General features: G+C 56.9%; 15 protein-coding genes and 1 pseudogene. 6 read left to right on the plus strand and 10 right to left on the minus strand.

What is annotated here, in order from left to right; genetic code table 11:
* From ACF8AM_RS14365 to ACF8AM_RS14385, 5 genes are all read right to left on the minus strand, one after another.
* Positions 1-232, minus strand: a 232-nt coding sequence (locus ACF8AM_RS14365; protein WP_392556295.1) for a pyridoxal-phosphate dependent enzyme, incomplete at its 3' end; no start/stop codon positions are given.
* Positions 214-1,227: a 2-oxoacid:ferredoxin oxidoreductase subunit beta gene (locus tag ACF8AM_RS14370; protein ID WP_392556296.1), complete on the minus strand. Its 1,014-nt coding sequence runs from the start codon at positions 1,225-1,227 to the stop codon at positions 214-216. The genes ACF8AM_RS14370 and ACF8AM_RS14365, both read right to left, overlap by 19 nt.
* 86 nt (positions 1,228-1,313) lie before the next feature.
* Positions 1,314-3,197: a 2-oxoacid:acceptor oxidoreductase subunit alpha gene (locus tag ACF8AM_RS14375; protein WP_392556297.1), complete on the minus strand. Its 1,884-nt coding sequence runs from the start codon at positions 3,195-3,197 to the stop codon at positions 1,314-1,316.
* A 216-nt stretch (positions 3,198-3,413) separates the two neighbouring features.
* On the minus strand, positions 3,414-4,922 hold the full coding sequence (locus ACF8AM_RS14380) for a hypothetical protein (protein WP_392556298.1): 1,509 nt from the start codon (positions 4,920-4,922) through the stop codon (positions 3,414-3,416).
* Positions 4,923-5,010: 88 nt separating this feature from the next.
* The gene (locus ACF8AM_RS14385; RefSeq protein ID WP_392556299.1) at positions 5,011-5,610 is read right to left on the minus strand and encodes a hypothetical protein; all 600 of its coding nucleotides are present in this window, start codon (positions 5,608-5,610) and stop codon (positions 5,011-5,013) included.
* Between the two features lie 177 nt (positions 5,611-5,787).
* Here ACF8AM_RS14385 and ACF8AM_RS14390 point away from each other — a divergent pair, with 177 nt between their 5' ends.
* Positions 5,788-7,437: an adenylate/guanylate cyclase domain-containing protein gene (locus ACF8AM_RS14390; RefSeq protein WP_392556300.1), complete on the plus strand. Its 1,650-nt coding sequence runs from the start codon at positions 5,788-5,790 to the stop codon at positions 7,435-7,437.
* Positions 7,438-7,490: 53 nt separating this feature from the next.
* Positions 7,491-8,579 (plus strand): lysylphosphatidylglycerol synthase transmembrane domain-containing protein, encoded by a 1,089-nt coding sequence (locus ACF8AM_RS14395; protein ID WP_392556301.1) that lies wholly within the window; start codon positions 7,491-7,493, stop codon positions 8,577-8,579.
* Here ACF8AM_RS14395 and ACF8AM_RS14400 read toward each other — a convergent pair.
* Positions 8,553-8,930 (minus strand): diacylglycerol kinase, encoded by a 378-nt coding sequence (locus tag ACF8AM_RS14400; protein ID WP_392556302.1) that lies wholly within the window; start codon positions 8,928-8,930, stop codon positions 8,553-8,555. The genes ACF8AM_RS14395 and ACF8AM_RS14400 overlap by 27 nt on opposite strands.
* On the minus strand, positions 8,930-12,256 hold the full coding sequence (locus ACF8AM_RS14405) for an organic solvent tolerance protein OstA (protein WP_392556309.1): 3,327 nt from the start codon (positions 12,254-12,256) through the stop codon (positions 8,930-8,932). The genes ACF8AM_RS14400 and ACF8AM_RS14405 overlap by 1 nt, the downstream gene beginning before the upstream one ends.
* A 296-nt stretch (positions 12,257-12,552) precedes the next feature.
* On the opposite strand from ACF8AM_RS14405, the gene ACF8AM_RS14410 reads away from it, so the two are divergent.
* Entirely contained in the window at positions 12,553-13,779 is a 1,227-nt protein-coding gene (locus tag ACF8AM_RS14410; protein WP_392556303.1) for a sulfatase-like hydrolase/transferase, read from the plus strand.
* 3 nt (positions 13,780-13,782) lie between these two features.
* Positions 13,783-14,019 carry a hypothetical protein gene (locus ACF8AM_RS14415; protein WP_392556304.1) on the plus strand — a complete coding sequence of 79 codons (237 nt, stop codon included), beginning with the start codon at positions 13,783-13,785 and terminating at the stop codon, positions 14,017-14,019.
* Between the two features lie 57 nt (positions 14,020-14,076).
* On the opposite strand, the gene ACF8AM_RS14420 is transcribed toward ACF8AM_RS14415, so the two are convergent.
* Together ACF8AM_RS14420 and ruvB are read right to left on the minus strand one after the other, a co-directional pair.
* Positions 14,077-14,631, minus strand: a complete 555-nt coding sequence (locus ACF8AM_RS14420) for a PH domain-containing protein (protein WP_392556305.1) — start codon at positions 14,629-14,631, stop codon at positions 14,077-14,079.
* 379 nt (positions 14,632-15,010) lie between these two features.
* Positions 15,011-16,111, minus strand: coding sequence for a Holliday junction branch migration DNA helicase RuvB (ruvB, locus tag ACF8AM_RS14425; RefSeq protein ID WP_392556306.1), 1,101 nt, complete (start codon positions 16,109-16,111; stop codon positions 15,011-15,013).
* 112 nt (positions 16,112-16,223) lie between these two features.
* Here ruvB and ACF8AM_RS14430 point away from each other — a divergent pair, with 112 nt between their 5' ends.
* Both ACF8AM_RS14430 and ACF8AM_RS14435 read left to right on the plus strand, forming a co-directional pair.
* A complete protein-coding gene (locus ACF8AM_RS14430) occupies positions 16,224-16,820 on the plus strand; it encodes a sigma-70 family RNA polymerase sigma factor (protein WP_392556307.1) in 597 nt (198 codons plus the stop codon).
* Positions 16,813-17,700 (plus strand): SMC-Scp complex subunit ScpB, encoded by an 888-nt coding sequence (locus ACF8AM_RS14435; RefSeq protein ID WP_392556308.1) that lies wholly within the window; start codon positions 16,813-16,815, stop codon positions 17,698-17,700. Before ACF8AM_RS14430 ends, ACF8AM_RS14435 begins: the two co-directional genes overlap by 8 nt.
* On the opposite strand, the pseudogene ACF8AM_RS14440 reads toward ACF8AM_RS14435, so the two are convergent.
* Positions 17,624-17,914 (minus strand): annotated as a pseudogene (locus tag ACF8AM_RS14440) (efflux RND transporter permease subunit); the annotation flags it as partial. The gene ACF8AM_RS14435 and the pseudogene ACF8AM_RS14440 overlap by 77 nt on opposite strands.
* Between the last annotated feature and the right edge of the window lie 19 nt (positions 17,915-17,933).

Below are 17,933 nucleotides of genomic sequence, written 5' to 3' on the forward strand. Positions count from 1 at the left end.
CGATGATGTGGGTGTCGGGATTGATGCTGCCATCTTTCTCGCCCGCTTCGATCATCGCGACACCGATGCGGTCCTTGACGCTGTTGAGCGGCTGAAAGAACTCGCACTTGGCAAAGACCGTCGCGTCACCCGAAGGCACCAAGCGATTGATCTCGACCATCGGCGTGTCACCGATTGCGCGAGCAATGTTGTCAAAAGTTTTTCCTCGAGACATCAGGCTGTAACCTCCCATGTATCGCCGCTACGGAACAGCTCGGCGAGATCGCCTTCGCCGCGTGCCGCTTTGGCTTGCGTGACTTGCTCGTTGATTTGATCGTTGTAGGTGGACACTCCCGACACACTTCGCAGAACACCAATCGGTTCTGGCATGTCCGGGTACCGCATGCGTGCCAACATCATCTGAATGGACGGGTTTGGATCGTGAGCATCATGGATCAGCAAATCATCCGCTGGCACATCGGCGGTGTTGACGACCTCGAGGTGGCTACCCACCAATCGGATGCCCTTGTCACGCTCCTTCCCAAAGATCAACGGTTTGCCGTGCTCCAACTCAATCACGTTGTCCGCACGTTGCTTGCGTTCTTGTGCATACGCCATCGCACCGTCGTTGAACACGTTGCAGTTTTGATAAACCTCAACGAGTGATGTCCCTTTGTGCTCCGCAGCCGCCTTCAGCGTTTTGCCGAGGTGTTGAACATGAGCGTCAATGCTGCGGGCAACGAAGGTCGCTTCCGCGGCCAACGCAATCGACAGTGGGCTCAACGGGTGATCGATGGCTCCCATGGGAGTGCTCTTGGTAACTTGTCCTTCGCTACTGGTGGGGCTGTACTGCCCCTTGGTCAAACCATAGATCCGGTTGTTGAACAACACGATGTTCACGTCGAGGTTTCGACGCAAGCAATGGATGAAGTGGTTACCGCCAATGGAAAGCGCATCGCCGTCACCGGTGATCACCCACACCATCAAATCAGGGCGAGTCGACTTCAGGCCCGTCGCGAATGTGGGTGCGCGCCCGTGAATGCTGTGCATGCCATAGGTGTTCATGTAGTACGGGAACCGGCTGCTGCAACCGATACCGCTGACGAACACCGTTTTCTCGCGAGGCACACCAAGATCCGGCAGGACCTTTTTCATCTGAGCGAGAATCGAATAGTCACCACAACCGGGGCACCAGCGAACGTCTTGGTCGGAGGCGAAGTCGGCGGGTTTGAGGACAGGAAGATTCATAGGATTGAATGATGGAGTGGGGATAATTTTGGCAAGGTGGGACAACAACGGACGCAGGCAACAAAGACGAGTAGAAGGCCAATCGCCTAACCCGCTTTGCTTTGCGTTTGCGTCGAAGCGTGTTTGCCGATGGCTTCCACTAACTCAGAAACAGCAAATGGCTTGCCTTGGATTTTGTTGATCCCAATGCAGTCCACCAGGTACTCAGCACGAAGCAGCATTCGCAGTTGCCCGGCATTCAACTCTGGAACCACCACCGTCTTGAACGATTTCAGCAACGTACCGATGTTACGTGGCAAAGGATTGATGTATCGAATGTGTGCGTGCGACACCGATTGGCCCGCTTCGCGGCAGCGGTTCACGGCGGTGTGACAAGCACCGTATGTTCCGCCCCACGAAACCACCAAGACATCGCCCGAAGTTTCGCCATACACGTCTTGCTCGGGAATCCGCTCAGCAATCTTGGCGACCTTGGCCGCACGCGTGTCGCACATGTGTTGGTGGTTGGCAGGATCGTAAGACACGTTGCCCGTGCCATCTTCCTTTTCCAAACCGCCGACGCGGTGCATCAACTCCGGAGTGCCGGGGATCGCCCACGGACGCGCCAGATTTTCGTTGCGAGCGTATGGCAAGAACGGGCCTTCGCCGGTGTGCTCTTCTGGATGACTGCAACGAATCGTTGGCAACTCATCCATTTCTGGAATCTTCCAAGGCTCACTGCCGTTAGCGATGTAACCATCCGAAAGCAGCATCACAGGAACCATGCACTCGGTCGCGATCCGCCACGCCTCCACGGCCATTGCAAAGCAATCGCCAGGCGAACGAGGTGCCAACACGGGCATCGGTGCCTCACCGTTGCGGCCAAACATCACCTGCAACAAATCGCTCTGCTCGGTCTTCGTCGGCAGCCCGGTGCTGGGTCCGCCGCGTTGAACGTTGATCACGATCATGGGCAATTCCAACATCACGCCCAATCCCATCGCTTCGCCTTTCAATGCGATGCCGGGACCACTGCTGGCGGTGACCGCCATCGTGCCACCAAAAGCGGCTCCGATGGTTGCTCCAATGGCAGCGATTTCATCTTCGGCTTGGAACGTGCGAACGCCAAAGTTCTTGAACTTGGTCAGCTCGTGCAAGATGTCCGAAGCAGGCGTGATGGGGTACGTTCCATAAAACATTTCCTTGTTGCTGATTTTGGAAGCCGCAATCAGGCCCCACGCCAACGCTTGGTTGCCCATGATGTTGCGATACGTGCCTGGCTCCAATTCAGCCGCTTCGACTTGGTAGCTCTCACCGAACTCCTCAGTCGTTTCCCCGTAAGCCCAACCAGCCCGCAGAGCCGCGATGTTGGCCGCCGCGATGTCAGGCTTCTTGCCAAACTTGGCTTCGATGAAACGCAAAGTGGGTTCGAGCGAACGGCCGAACAACCAATACACCAATCCCATGGCGAAGAAGTTCTTGCAGCGATCAGCGATCTTCGTTGACAGACCGTGCTCCGCAACCGCCGCTCGAGTCAGCTTCGTCATCGCGACCTTCACGACCCGGTAGGACTGCTCGATCACATCGGCGTCCAGCGGATTGCTCTCGACTTTCGCGAGTTTGTATTCCTTTTCGTTGAAACCGTCTTCGTTGGCGATCAGGATGCCGCCTTTTCGCAGGTCACCAATGTTGGTCACCATCGCGGCGGGGTTCATCACCACCAATGCGTCCAGGGTGTCGCCAGGCGTGAAAATCTCTTCGCTGGCAAATTGAACCTGGAACCCGGAAACCCCGGCGCGCGTCCCGCGTGGAGCACGAATTTCGGCCGGGAAATCAGGGAAGGTCGCCACATCGTTGCCAGCCAACGCCGACGTGTTTGTCAATTGAGTCCCGAGAAGCTGCATCCCATCGCCCGAGTCACCGCACAAGCGAACAGTGATCCCCGAAACGGATTCGATTTTTTTATTGGTCGTCGGCGTAGAAGTGGTCATGGATGCAAAATCGCCCTTTCGGGACGTTCAAGCGGATCGACCCAGCCCGCCTTAAGGGCAGCTGAAAGCTCGGTCGAATCGGAAAGAGGGTGATATTTCGCCGGTAATCGTTCGCACAAGCGAAGGAGCCAGTAAAAAGTGATGGACTTTACGGGTTGTATCGATCAATCCGGTTAGGAAACTGATCCGAATTCTAACTTTTTTCCCAATCCAGCGTCATACCCGTTCCATCTCTCGGACGTAAACCGCCAAGGATGTTTCGAACGTGGAGGCGTCAATCTTGTACTTCGGAGACGCATCGGTGAACTGATTACAGTGCTCCACCAACACCCGGTACAAGAATCGAAACAGATGACGCGGCACTCGCAACGACTCAAACGCCGTCAACATTCGCTCATAAGACAACGAATCATCGAACAAATCCTTCGGCTCAGGCTGTTTTCCCTCCGAGGCACACGCGATCATTCGTGACCGCGCCAGGTCGTACAACGATTCGCCTGTCCAAGAAAAAGCGGGAATGACGTTCTGCTTGTCCAACCGAGCCCGTTCGTGAAATTCACGCGTTTCTCGCTCGGTGTCGCGATAAAGCTCCTCCGGCAACATCAGCTTGAACCCCAATCCGGGGTGCTTCAGCAGTTTGTTGTCCAGCAAAGGCCACACAAAACGACGCATCAATTCCGGTTTGCCGCCAGTCATGTGGGGCTCGTCGACTCGGTCCATCAGCACGATCACGCCGTCAAATCCCAAACGCCCAAGCAGCGACTGGAATTTCCGCAACAATTCATAGCGATCATCCGTGCGGTCGTAACGCGGCAGCGGTTGGCTGGCCAAATCCTTCGCCGGAAACTGCATCAGTACCTTGCGGACCGAAGACGTTTCTCGCTTGCCCACTCGCATGTGGCGATGAATGCCCATCGCTGCAAACTGACAGCGGCACCACCGGATCAAGTAGGGCAGCTTTCCAAAGAAGCACAGCACTGGAATGAACCACAGCAAATTCCAGGTCCGCACCCCTTCTTCATCAGCAGAGTTCCAAAACAACCAGCCGAACACTCCGACCACCAGCACGCACCAACCAATCGCGAACCAAAGATCCAGCGAAGCGTTCCAGTTGGAGTACCCCAGTCGCTTTCGCAGTTGCTCAAACCGCCCCGAAAACGTCGACGAGGTGGATTGGTCATAAGAAGCGGCCAGCAACAACAAATCACGAGCGTCGTTGCGGTCGAGTCTGGAGAGCTTGGCCGTGTCAATGCGATTGCCGTTGTCGGATTTCGGGCGATGCGAATCGTTCTCGAGCAACACCTGGTCGACCAACTCGGTCACCCCCAAACACAATATCGCGTCCATGTGATCCCACAAACGCCACGCATCGAGAGCCTTCTCGGGCTTGCGAGACGCCCGGCGCCCCAACCGTTCGCAGAAGTGATCCAGGAACGGATTGAAGTCATCATATCGGATGATGTAAACGCGACCGTCAGGGTTCTGGGCGTTGAAGTGCACCAGATGCTGATCGACCTGCAACCGCATCGCGGTCTTGCCGCTGCCCTTGGGCCCAAAGATGATCGCAGTTGCCGGCTCGGTTGGGTCACCGTACACCTTGTCCCACGCCGGGTGATACGCATTCTGAATGCAGTGCTGCTTGAACACCGGGTCGGTTTGCGCATCCTCCTCCGCGAACGGATTGCGAGCGATGCCGTGATGTTCCAAAAAACTTTGCGTGTTCAAAGGATCAATGTCCGAAAGGAACGACCAAAAGAGCCGAGGGATTCAAAATTGACGCCGAGATCAAAACGGCACGGCGAGCATGACAAGCTCACCCGTCAATCGATGCAATCATCTTCTTAAAAGCGTCGCGGTTGGATTCGATCAGCGATTGGGGGCCGATCAACTTAACGAAGTACTTGCGGCCTTCCGGGTGAACCAAGATCGCGCCCAACATGCCATAATCTTCCCGTTTGACGACGCGTCCGCCCGAAAAGGGACCGCCGCCCATTCGCTCGCTGAAGTCACCCGAGACTTCAATCACGTGCGTTTCCCAGTCGCCATACTTCTTCTCTTCGGTTTCACCGATCTTCTTGTTCGATCCGCTGAATTGTCCCTTCCAACGATCGATGTTGGCTTTCACGTCGCCGCCAGCAGCCATCATGGTGAGACGAGCCGAAGGTGCATCGTCGCCTTCGCCTTCTTGGACGGAAAATTCGTGCTCGATGATCCGGCTGCGAGGCGTTGTTTTCTTAAACGATGCGGGGACCTCCAGCGATCCCGCCCCGAAGACATCCACCGTGACAGGCTTCGCCGAGTCGGCATCTTGAGCCTGGACACTGCTTGAGGCCGCGAAAACGACAAGCATGCACGCCGGCAACGCCAAACTGACGACACAATTCTTCAGGACAAAACGATTCAAAACGGACATGGAGCACCTCGAGAAAGGATGAACGGGACGAAATCAAAATCAGATTCGATTTCAGCGTCTCCACCATAGCAATTCGTGCACCCAATTATGAGGGGCAGCCGCAGAAACTGTACACTGCCGACATCCGCCCGCGACCTCCTCCCGAATCGCACGTTCAGTCCCGCGTTGAATCATCCGATGTCGCCACCGATTGCCGAATCGCCTCGACGCTGGACCTGGGCTCAACGTCACGCCATGTTTCTCGTGGGAGTGTCCCCGATCATCGCGAATGTGATCGGCAGCGTTTTCAACATCCTGTACAACCAAACGCAGATCCAGCCGCTGCTGTCACCAGCACAAATGGAGCGATTTCACGCCTGCTGGCAGGTATTCAATCTGTTTGTGTACCCGGTTGCGATTGCTTGCTACGTCGTTCCCCTCTGGCAACTGCGCCGCGTCCACCACGCACTGCTGGATCATCACCCCGTCGAACCAGAAACGCTCGCCGCCGCTCGCCGGCGAGTGATCCATTTGCCTTGGTGGTTTCTCCTGGTCGCCGCGATCGGTTGGCTCTCTTGCATTCCTGTTTTCCCGCTGGCCATCGCGTCCGCAGGCGAACCCCTGTCCGGGTTGGTCGTTTGGCACTTGATCACCTCCTTTGTGATCGCTTCCCTGATCGCGGTCACACAGAGTTTTTTCGCGGTCGAACTCACCGCGCAGGCCACGCTGTTTCCTGTGTTCTTCCAAGACAGCAATCCCGCCAGTGTTCCCGGTGCCGTTCCACTGAGCATCCGGGCTCGCGGAATCCTGTGGGCTTTCTCCGCCGTTGTCTGTCCGGTGATTTCACTGGTGATGCTGCTGATCGTTCCCGACGCAGCCAACTTGTCACCGATGTTTGGTGTCACCGTGGCGGTCGTCGCGATTTCGTTCGGACTGATCACCAGTTGGATGCTCGGGCGGTGGGTCACCGCACCGGTGATGCAGTTGCAACGCGCTGCGTCCAATGTCGCGAGAGGCAACCTGAATGTCCGCGTGAAGCTGCTTCGTAGCGATGACTTCGGACACCTGATCGAGCGATTCAACCGGATGGTTGATGGGTTGCAACATCGCGAAAAGTTGCAGGAAACATTTGGTCGACACGTCGGACGCGAAGCTGCGAAACAAATCATGCGTCAAAGCGATGGTCATAACGGCAGCGAACAAGTCATCTCGGTGATGTTCGTGGACGTTCGCAATTTCACTCGCCAATCATCGAAGCTCTCGCCCACCCAAGTCGTCCATGCACTCAACCTGTTCTTCGCAGAAGCCGTCGAAGTCATCGAATCCCATGGCGGCATGGTGAACAAGTTCTTAGGTGACGGTTTCATGGCCATCTTCGGTGTCGGCGGCAGTTCTGTGGATCACGGCCCCAAAGCCGTCGCGGCGGGACAAGAACTGGTAACATCAATGGCGAACCAAAAAGCCCTGATGCAAGAAGCCGGCTGGGAAGAATTCGCCATCGGCATCGGCATCAACACAGGGCCTGCGGTGGTCGGCTGCATCGGTTCCCCCAAACGCCAGGAATACACCGCGATCGGTGATACCGTGAACATCGCCTCGCGAGTGGAATCGCTGACCAAACCGCTGGGCCACCCTCTGCTGATCACGCAGTCCACGCGAGACACGTTGCCCGAACGCTTCCCAGCGATCGCGTTGCCGGAACAAATGGTGAAAGGCAAAACCACCGCCTTGGCGGTCTTTGCAGTCCCCGATCACACTGACGCACTCGATCAAATCGACAACAACCGTGTGTCGGCCTCGCCAACGGTCCCCGACCAAGATCTGCAGAACACGCCTGGGCGTCGCTGAATCGCGACCGCATCGCCTATCCGAAGCGAAGGCCGCGAATTATTCTTGCCGGCATGCCCGAAAACTTTCAACGCTACGCGATCACCCTGGTCAAATTCGCGGTCCCAGTCGCGATCATTTGGTTTCTGCTGAATCGAATTGAACCCGCCGAGTGGGACGACCTGATGGCCCGATCCATCAACGTTCCCTTGCTGGTTGGTGCGCTCGCGGTTGCGATTTGCGCGCTGTTGGTTTCCTTCGTTCGGTGGTGGGTTCTGGTTCGCTGCCAAGGCATCCCGCTCAGTTTGATGGAAGCGTTGCGGCTGAGTTCAATTTGCTTTTTGCTGAGCTTCGTCTCCGCGGGCAGCGTCGGTGGCGACCTCTTCAAAGCAGTCTTCCTGGCCAGGCGTTCGCCCGGCAAACGCGTTGCGGCCGTGGCATCGGTTGTCGTCGACCGCGGTGCCGGACTGTATGGGTTGCTGCTGCTGGTTTCCGGCGGGCTGCTGATCCATCAATCCAAAGATCCCTTCGAATTCAACGGGATCACGATCGATGACATCAAACTCATCACGATCGTGCTGCTTTCAGTGGGTTCCGCCATTCTGGCGACGCTGGTCTTCGGCGGCAAATTCGTCGACACGCTGCTGCAACGTGGCGAGAAACTTCCGGTCGTCGGTTCACTGATCGAACACGTCGGTCCGCCCCTGCGGATGTTCCATCATCACCCCTGGGCGTTCGCGTCGTCCTTGCTGATGAGCGTTGTCGTCCAGGGCTTGCTCGTGATCAGCATGTATCTGATTGCGGTCTCGATGTACGCCTTGCCGCCAACCTTGGCTGAACACTTCGTGATCGTTCCCATCGGGATGTTGATGTCGGCATTGCCGCTGACGCCCGCTGGTGTCGGCGTCTTGGAAGTGACCATCGAAACGCTGTATCACATCATTCCTGCGAAGGCGACGGACGCCTCGGGAACGCTGGTCGCGTTGGCGTTTGAACTGGTCAAAGTCGTGATGGCGATCATCGGCACGATCTTCTATTGGACCGCCGGGAGCGAAGTCCAAGAGAGTCTCGAAGAAGCCAGCACCAGTGATTCCAATACAGGCGAGTCCCACCCCCACGGATCCGAAACCGTGGAATCAGAAACCGAACATCCGGCCACATAGCGGCGGCAACAACACGATCAAACCGACCGCCACGGCCGCCAGACTCATCACCAACACAGCCCCCGCTGCGACATCGAGTGCCTGGCCGATTCGCGGGTGATGCTGCGGGTGCAAAACGGAGACCAGCAACTCAATCGACGAGTTCAGAAGCTCGGCCGTCAACACACCGCCGATCGCCAGAATCAAAATCGCCCACTTCGCAGGGCTAACATCCAACCACGCCGCCATCACGATCACCGCGACAGCGACTGGCAGGTGAACCCAGAAACTGCTCTGCCCACCAAAGGCGAACCAAACCCCAAGCGTCGCGCATCGAAACTTCGAGGTCCAAGATCCGCGTTTCGGAGTCATCACTCCAGCCCTTCGACACCTGGCGGAGGAATCAACTGACCGCCCAAACGCCCCAATCGACTGGAGGGCAAAAAGCGTGGCTCCACCATGAAACCAATGCTCGTGTTGTCGCGTCCTGCGTCCACATTCGCTGCCAATTGAACCAAGAACGATTCACCCACACGGGTCAGCCCCAATGTCTGGCCGACGTTGCCGGTCTCACCAAAGTCATACACGTTGCCAGCCGAAACGATCCACTTGTGATTCAAACGGTAATCCAAACTGGTCCGTAACACCGTGCTGCTGATCGGCCCTTCCATCGACAGCAAACCAACATACAAATCTCCCAAACCAGGACGACTGGTTCGGAAACCAGCACTGATCGAACGCAGCCCATTGTCAAAGAAGTCGATGTAACCATCACTCAACAACGTGAATCGATCTCCGATGTTGTACTGAGCGTCAAACATCGTTGGACCAAGCGTCTCCCCAAAGTTATCGCGGTCTTCCTTGGGATACAAAATCGTTTCCATGTCAAACCGGAACAAATCCACAATCCGTTCGCGTCCCGGCAACCCGCGTTTGGTTTGAAAGCGATGCTTCATCCCCAAACGCAATTGCTGCAGGTCATCGACAACCGTATCACTGGCACTGGTCACGTTCCGCTGAATGCCTTGCCGGAACGCGTAGTTCCGCGGATCAAACTCCGGCGGCAACGTGCCCCCAAACAAAGTCCCGGTGAACACACGCCGGAACTCTTCTTGAGCGTTGTCGTCCAGCGGATCGTAATACGGCAACTCATCCATGTCCGTGTCGCTGTCAGCGTAGAAGTACTCCGCCGACCAATCGATTTTATGAGCCAGCCCGCGAATGTTCAGCAGTGAGCTTTGGATGGTTGGATCGACTCGCGACATCGGCAGGTTCAAACGCAATCCGCCTCCGCCCCACAAACGCGTCAGATCGTCGCCATCGGCACCCTCGCCGTAATAGGCCGCTTCACCAATCGCAAACGGGATCACTTTCACGGGGCCAGCGTCCAGCGGCGCGGATATTTCCTGTCGTGTTCGCGTCACCACACCTTCCCGGTCCAGTTCACCTGGCAAGGTGTACGTGCCCGCCGCGATCACCGGATCCTCCGGAGCATCGGCGACCTGCAAGTGCTTGTACCCGATCTCGTTGTGCATCGACCAAGTCAGAGAATCACCCAAGATCGATCCGCCGAGCGCGTAGTGCTCGATCGTCGGTAACTCTTCGGTTTCCATGAAGAAGTCGTTGACCTGGAAGTTCGCCGCAATGTCCAACATCTGCGAACCGGAGTACTTTCGAAACCGCAATCCCGTTCGATGATCCGCGTCTTGGTCCCATTCCGATTCGAAATACTGTTCCAAGAAGTTGCGGTCACTCAAATAGCCAACCTCAGCGATGAATTCCCAATCGCCAGGCAAGTGATGTCGATGCCGCAACGTTGCGCGACCGCGATAGGTTTCTTCTGGTTGCAAATCACGACGACCTTGTCCCAAGACATCCAGTCCATCGTCCTTCATCAGGTAACTGTCGTAGGTTCCCGAAACCGGTCCGCCGATCCCAAACAAACTGGGCAAGGCATACGTCGTTCGTGTCCCCACCGCCGGGCCGCGTTCGCTCAAATAATCCGTCAGCAAAGTCGTCTCGACGCCCGCGGGCGGATTGGTGAAACCGAGCAGTTGAAACAGATCCCACTCCAACAACACCTGCGAACCGAAGATATCATCGTTCCGAATATCAGCGCCGGTCAAATAGAAGGTTGGCTTCCTGAGAGGAGTCGTGAACCTTGGCCAAGCCAGCACGGGCACGCCGCCCAAGTACACAAAGTTACCACCGCTGGTCACGATCGGTTCGCTGTCCGCGATCGGTTGGCCGGTGATTGGATCCGACCGCACGATGGAACGCTGCGTCAATTCCAAACGATTGCTTTGCAGCCAATAGCGAGGCACCCCCATCCGACTGCTCGTGACCGCCGCGTCGATGGCGACGAAGTTCCCTCGGTTGATTTGCTGCATCACCTCCGCTTTCAACCGCACCGTTCCTTCGTATTCGGGAATCGTGGTGATGGTTTCCGCGTCCAAAACCATGCCGACTTCGCGGGTGACGTTGTAGTACATCGCCTCGGCATAAATGATACGATCGCCCTGCCGGAAAACGATGTCGCCTTCGAGGTACAACTCACCTTCGCTGGATTGAAAATCTTGTGTGCCTTGAAAAACGTCGCTCAATCGCGGCATCCAGGCGACAATCCGGTTGGCCGACAAGGACACCGTGCCCAGTGGCATGATCTCACCGCTAGGCAAACGAGCGGAGACGTCTCGCACCAACACCGTGACACCGCCTCGAGCGATGACAACCGATTCATTTGTGCCAGGACGATTGATGTATTGAAGTTCCGCTGGCGTGTTCGAGCCTCTTGAAAAAACCTCGATCGCTCGGGTGCCACCACCGACGATGAATGGCACACCACCGGTGGTCCCTCCATCCGGTGTCGAGATTGCAGGCGGCGGAGTTTCCATGATGGGTGGCTGGAAACTCTGCACCGGAGCAGGCAGATTGGATACGGCTGGCGGATCAAGCACCAAGCCGCCCGAAGGCAGATTCGGCTCTCCCATCACTGGTTCAAGATACTGAACGGGTTGAACCGCCTGCGAAGTCGTCGGCACCGCTTCATGACCGGGCAAATCCTGCGTCCCCGACTGGACCAGATTCACGCTGGCAGGCGCCGCTGCCTCGGGACGAATGCCCATCTTCGTCCACCAGTGCGACGGAATCTCCACTCGGCCGCGGTACAAATCCGCTCGCACAAGGGGCACGGACGTCAAACCGACCGTTTGCACGATGGGTTGCTCCGTCGTCTGTCCAGGCCCGAGTTTCACACGGTCCATCAACAGACGAGCCGTCAAATCATTTTGCTTTCCCGACAAAGCCACGAGAACCGAGGCTGCTTCGTATCGCTTGCCTTCAAATTGCAATTCGACATTGCCACGCAACAACGTGTACTCCCGTGATCCATCTTGCCACCGGTGCACGGCGTCCCCAGACAACTGCAATGTCTGTGAAACATCAGTGACATCGTAGACCGACCGCTCTGGAGTCGCCTGGGCAAACGCCGCAGAAGAATTCACCAGCATGCAAATCACGGCACCCAACCACGCAACGATCATCGACCGGTTCAGTCCGAATCGCGCAGCAGCCAACCTCGCCACCGGTGAATGTGTTTCACGCGAAGGACGAGGCATGGAGTCGAAAGGTTGGCGCCGATCAGCCAAGCGGGTATCAGCTCGAACGGGAAATACGGGTGGAATGACATCACGGACCAACGCGAAACGAATCGCGCGATCCTGCCGCGACCCTACGAAAGCGGATTGACCATCCACAAGCCAAATTCTTTTGGATTCAGCCCACTCCAACCGGCAAATTCTGTTGGAAACATCCGAACGCCCAACACCCCAACTAAGAGACTCGTGCCGAACGATCGTGTTCCCGCTCCAACCCTTGTTTCTCAAACAGCCCAAACGCCCCCCAAATCGCCTAAAATGCCGACGGTCTGGCTCGACCAGACCTGCACGACTCAAACTCTGCGTGTCCCCACCTTCCTCTCCCCTTCCGGTTCAACATGCCAAGCACTCCCCCAGTCCCCCAAACCTCACCGCAACGCCCAACCTTCCGATTGATCCCGACCTTCCTATTGCTCTTCGCTTCGATCACGGCGTTTGGCGATCTCACGGATCAAGCCAGCGCCCAAACGCCTCGGCCAAACGTCGTGATGTTGCTGGCTGATGATCTTGGTTACCGTGACGTCGGCTGCTACGGCGGTCCCGTCCAAACGCCGACGATCGACCAACTGGCTGCCGGAGGAACCCGTTTTGAGCAGTTCTATTCCGGGTGCGCGGTTTGCTCGCCATCGCGAGCCACGCTGATCACCGGACGCCATCACATTCGCACTGGTGTCTACAGTTGGATCCATGACGAATCGCAGAACTCGCACCTTCGCCTGCGAGAAATCACAATCGCCGAAGTGATGCGAAACGCCGGCTACGCGACCGCTCACGTTGGCAAATGGCACCTGGGACTGCCAACCGAAAGCCGAAACAAACCCACGCCGGACCAACATGGATTCGATCATTGGTTCGCGACTTGGAACAACGCCGAACCCAGTCATCACAACCCTGACAACTTTATCCGCAACGGGGAACCCGTCGGACAACTGCAGGGCTACTCTTGCCAACTGGTCGCCGACGAAGCGATCGGCTGGATGGATCGGCACCGCGAATCGAAACCCAACCAGCCATTCTTTCTGAACGTCTGGTTTCACGAACCCCACGCCCCCATCGCGTCGCCCGATGAGATCACACAGAAATATGGGAAGGTGAACGACAAAGCCGCGATCTACTCCGGAACAATCGACAACACCGACCAAGCCATCCAGCGTTTGCTCGCGAAACTGGATGCGATGGAAATTCGCGAAAACACGCTGGTCATCTACGCCTCTGACAACGGCAGCTACCGAACCGACCGTGTCGGCAATCTTCGCGGACGAAAGGGCGCCAACTGGGAAGGCGGAATTCGCGTGCCAGGCATTTTCAACTGGCCGGGACACATTCCCGCCGGAGTCGTCTTGGACCAACCCGCTGGTTTGGTCGATGTACTGCCCACCCTGTGCGGGTTACTGAATTTGGAACCACCGCAAGTTCATCTCGACGGCAGCGACCTCACGCCTTTGTTGACCGGTCACGCCGATTCATTCGAGCGTCATCAACCTTTGTTTTGGCATCTTCAACGATCCAAGCCAATCGTTGCGATGCGAGATGGCGACTACTCGCTGGTTGGTTTTCGTGACTAAGAGATGTCGAACCACAACATGTTCGTCGAGAAATGGATCCCAGCGATCAAAAGCGGCACGTATCACAACTTCGAGCTTTACAACCTGAAGAACGATCCAGGCCAAACGAAGAACCTGGCCGCAGAACAACCCGAGCGAGTCGAAGCGATGAAGCAGCGAATGCTTCAGATCAACGCCAGCATCATGCAAGACGCAATGGACTGGCACCTCGGACCTGACCAACCCAACGAAACCCCGTAGTTCATCGCCACGCCTTGTAGCTCGGTATTCGCCCGCCGAGCTACCGGTTGGCGATGCTTACAGCGACATCGATCGCGCTTCGATCCGTTTCAAAATGTCGCGGATCTCGACCAAAGTCGATTGAACGTTCGCATCCACTGCCAAGCCTGGTTCGGCGGTCGACGTCAATCGAGCGGGCTCGCCGCCGGTCACGGCATCACGTTGCTTCAGCACCGCATCGCGAAAGGCTCGGCCGTTGCGGATGCCGGTGAGCCGGACCAACGAACCCGGTCCAGATTGGCCCGCCGTCTCCACACTGACGGCTTCCAGATCCAACGCCCGCATGATCGGACCTTGAACCAATCCCAAGTCGGTGATCCGATCCAAGGGCACTGTTTTCTCTTGCCGAACCAAAACACCACGACTGACTTTGAGTGTTCGCTCCGTCAGCGTGCAACGGTGGCTCTTCAGATACACCCCCGAAACGTACCAGGCGATTGGAATGATCAGCGGTGCCAAAGGAATCAGAATGATCGTCAAAAAAGTGGTCAGAACCGCGCTGATCAACCAATACGTTTTGACTTTGGGATTGAATTCCGCTTCCCAAAGGACAGTTTCATCGGAATCATTCATCGTTGGGGCGAGCCATTTTTAAGGAGCGAGTGACAGAACAAAAACACTTCGTTCCTGATCTCCCGATCTTGGCAACGCCTCGTCGATTCCGTGCCAGAAACCCGGAGTTTCCGTGCCAGAAACCCGGAGTTTCTGCTCGCGGCCACCTCTCACGAAACAAAGTGGGGCGATGCGCAGCGTGACGCGAACGGTTGAAAGTGGACTTGGATGCGAGGTGGCTTGGCAGTTGAACCCTGCCCGTTGAAAACCAGCTTGTTGATTTTGCTGTAGGTTGGCACTCTTGGCCGACCTTCCCGAATCGGACGGACAAGAGTGTCCATCCTACGTGCGTTCAAACGTCATTGACGACTCAATCAACAACCTGAAACAGCTCAACCTTTCAAGAGAGAGGACGATCCGGCATCTCTCGTTTCATGTGCTCGAATGCTTTCGGAGTCGCCAATCGTCCACGGCGAGTCCGCACCAACAATTCGCTTCGCAGCAAGAACGGTTCGACTTCGTCTTCGAGTGTGTCCGAGCTGACGTTCATCGTGTGAGCGATTGCGTCCAAACCAGCCGGCCCGCCCAAGAAGACTCGCATCAGCGTGTCCAAGTAATTGCGATCCTGTTTGTCGAGCCCCAAATTGTCGATGCCGATCATGTCCAACGCCGCTTCGCAAACTCTTGCTTCCACGTTCCCATTGGCTTTGCTTTGGGCGTAGTCACGAACCCACAGCAATCGATTGTTGGCCAACCGAGGTGTGCTGCGGCTTCGGTCCGCGATCACGCCCGCTGACTTTGGATCAACTTCAATGTTCAGCTTCTTCGAGTTACGAAGCACGATTTCCGCCAACTCGTTTCGCGTGTACCAACCCAGGTGCTCACGGATTTGAAAGCGATCTCGTAGAGGTGCCGTCAACATCCCGGCTCGCGTCGTCGCACCAATCAACGTGAACGGTTCCAAACTCAAGTTCAGAGTTCGTGCGTTGACCCCTTCCCCCAACACAATGTCGATTCGAAAATCTTCCATCGCGGTGTAGAGGTACTCCTCGATCGCTCGCGGAACCCGGTGGATCTCGTCAATGAACAGCACCGAGCCTCGCGAAACATTTGTCAGGTAAGGCAGAAGGTCCCGCGGGGCCTTCAATCCGGCGCCGTTGGCCATCTGAACCGTGGTGTTCATTTCCGTCGGGATGACGGTCGCAAACGTCGTTTTGCCCAGTCCCGGTGGGCCATCGAATAAAATGTGTCCCAGCGGTTCGCTCCGCACCTGGGCCGCATCAATCGCGATCCGCAACCGTTCGATCACGTCCTGCTGCCCGACCATTTCCGTCATTCGCTGAGGCCGCAGATTGGCATCGGGTTCGGGACCGTTGCTGGGCTCCTCCCCGCCCGCGGCAGCACCGTTTCCAGGTGGCAGGCCGTCCTCTGGTGGTTCCCCGCCGGAGTCTGGATTCGATTGTTGGTAAATTGCTTCGCGAGCCATCAGGCGATCAATCAAATGGTTTCAGGCAATGAAATGTGTCCGGAACGTCTCCAATCCGTCCGGAAAGTTCTGCTACTGTAACGGTCCGCTGGCAACCCGCGAAGCGACAAACCCAATCGAACCAACGATGACGTCCACCGATCCCTCCGATCTCGACCCGTCCGAGCCTCACGATTCGCCCGTCCGAGCCGAGGAAATCGCTCGATACGAGCCCTATTTGCGAATGCTGGCCCGGATGCAGATGCGAGCCAGCTACAAAGCCAAATTGGGTGCTTCCGACATCGTTCAGCAGACAATGATGCAAGCGGTCGCGGCCATCGACCAGTATCGCGGCACAACAGAAGCGGAATGGCGGGCTTGGTTGAGAAAGATTTTGGTGCGTCAAATGTGCCACCTGGACCGGGACCTGCACCGAGACAAAAGAGACATCCGCCGCGAACAATCGATGGAGCAACGGGTGGCTCAATCGTCCATGCGTCTGGAAGGTTTGCTGGCCGGCGACGTCGGCACGCCCAGCCAACACGCGATGGTGGGAGAATCACTGCTCTCGTTGGCCGATGCCATTGAATCCCTGCCCGAAGCCCAGCGTGATGCGATCGCGCTGCACTACCTCGAAGGCCTGAAACTGTCCGACGTCGCCGAACGAATGAACAAGACCACCGGATCGGTCGCCGGATTGCTGCACCGAGGCATGAAACAACTGCGACAAAATTTCCATGAATGAGCCATCCCATCCTCCAGAAGAGGAACAACCGGGAATCGACTCCCCGGAGAACGAAGCTCCCGATAACGAAACCGAACTCGACAATGAGTTTGATGACGACGAAGAAGGCTTCTCGCTCGAACAACTCGGGGCCGCCTACGCCCGCGTCGCCGCGATGTCGGAAAGTGGTGACGAAACGCCCACGGACCTCGACCCTGCCGAACTCCTTCGCTCCGAACCAGACCCCAACGCCCGCGAAAACGACTCCGCGGAAGAGCTCGCCGACGAAGACCCCGACAGTGACGAAGCACTCGCCGTTGCAGCCCAAAGTTCCGCCGAGTCCGACGCCGCCGCGGATCAAGCCGCCTCTCCCGAAGCCATCGTGGAAGCGGCTTTGTTCGTCGGTCATCCAGAAAACTTGCCGCTGACACCGCCTCGATTGGCTTCGATCATGCGAGGCTTTTCGCCGGAGGAAGTCGTTGAAATCATCGATCAATTGAATGCCTCGTATCGCGCCGAACGCCAAGGCATGCGAATCGTCGAACAAGACGGCGGCTACCGCATGGTCTTGGCACCCGAAGTCGAAAACGTTCGCGCGGCATTCACCGGAAAAATTCGCGAAACGCGGCTGAATCAGGCTGCCGTCGAGGTGCTTTCCCTGGTCGCTTACCAACCCGGCATCACCTCCGCTCGGGTCACCGATCTGCGAGGCCGCGACAGCGGATCGCTGCTGAACCAAATGGTGCGTCGTCGCCTCGTAGCCAAACCTTGCGTACCCCCTCGATCGCGGCCTGCATTCGGTCAAGGCCCCGCCGCCGCTCGTATTCGATGCTTTCGAGCACGACAATGGAATTGTCGACTGTCATGCCGATGGCAAACGCAACGCCTGCGAGCGAGATGACGTTGATGGTGCGCCCGAATAGCAAAAGGCCGAGGAAGGCTGCGATCGTACAGATCGGAATGCCGATGACGCCGATTAGTGTTCCCGACAAGGTGCGCAGGAACAGAAACATTACGAGGGTTGCGAGAACCGCGCCGATGGCGAGGTTCGTCCAGACATTCGTGATTGAGGCTTCAACGTACACAACGTCGTCGGCGGTGAGTTCCAGGGCCATACCGGCGGGTTTCAGCACA

It is taken from the genome of Rhodopirellula sp. JB055, assembly GCF_043100905.1.
Lineage (GTDB): Bacteria > Planctomycetota > Planctomycetia > Pirellulales > Pirellulaceae > Rhodopirellula.

What these genes read in the sequence shown, in the direction of transcription:
- ACF8AM_RS14420 (WP_392556305.1), bottom strand. Translation starts at nt 14,631, where the DNA reads ATGAATGATTCCGATGAAACTGTCCTTTGGGAAGCGGAATTCAATCCC.
- ACF8AM_RS14410 (WP_392556303.1), top strand. Translation starts at nt 12,553, where the DNA reads ATGCCAAGCACTCCCCCAGTCCCCCAAACCTCACCGCAACGCCCAACC.
- ACF8AM_RS14370 (WP_392556296.1), bottom strand. Translation starts at nt 1,227, where the DNA reads ATGAATCTTCCTGTCCTCAAACCCGCCGACTTCGCCTCCGACCAAGAC.
- ACF8AM_RS14385 (WP_392556299.1), bottom strand. Translation starts at nt 5,610, where the DNA reads ATGTCCGTTTTGAATCGTTTTGTCCTGAAGAATTGTGTCGTCAGTTTG.
- ACF8AM_RS14415 (WP_392556304.1), top strand. Translation starts at nt 13,783, where the DNA reads ATGTCGAACCACAACATGTTCGTCGAGAAATGGATCCCAGCGATCAAA.
- ACF8AM_RS14390 (WP_392556300.1), top strand. Translation starts at nt 5,788, where the DNA reads ATGTCGCCACCGATTGCCGAATCGCCTCGACGCTGGACCTGGGCTCAA.
- ACF8AM_RS14375 (WP_392556297.1), bottom strand. Translation starts at nt 3,197, where the DNA reads ATGACCACTTCTACGCCGACGACCAATAAAAAAATCGAATCCGTTTCG.
- ACF8AM_RS14430 (WP_392556307.1), top strand. Translation starts at nt 16,224, where the DNA reads ATGACGTCCACCGATCCCTCCGATCTCGACCCGTCCGAGCCTCACGAT.
- ACF8AM_RS14400 (WP_392556302.1), bottom strand. Translation starts at nt 8,930, where the DNA reads ATGACTCCGAAACGCGGATCTTGGACCTCGAAGTTTCGATGCGCGACG.
- ACF8AM_RS14435 (WP_392556308.1), top strand. Translation starts at nt 16,813, where the DNA reads ATGAATGAGCCATCCCATCCTCCAGAAGAGGAACAACCGGGAATCGAC.
- ACF8AM_RS14395 (WP_392556301.1), top strand. Translation starts at nt 7,491, where the DNA reads ATGCCCGAAAACTTTCAACGCTACGCGATCACCCTGGTCAAATTCGCG.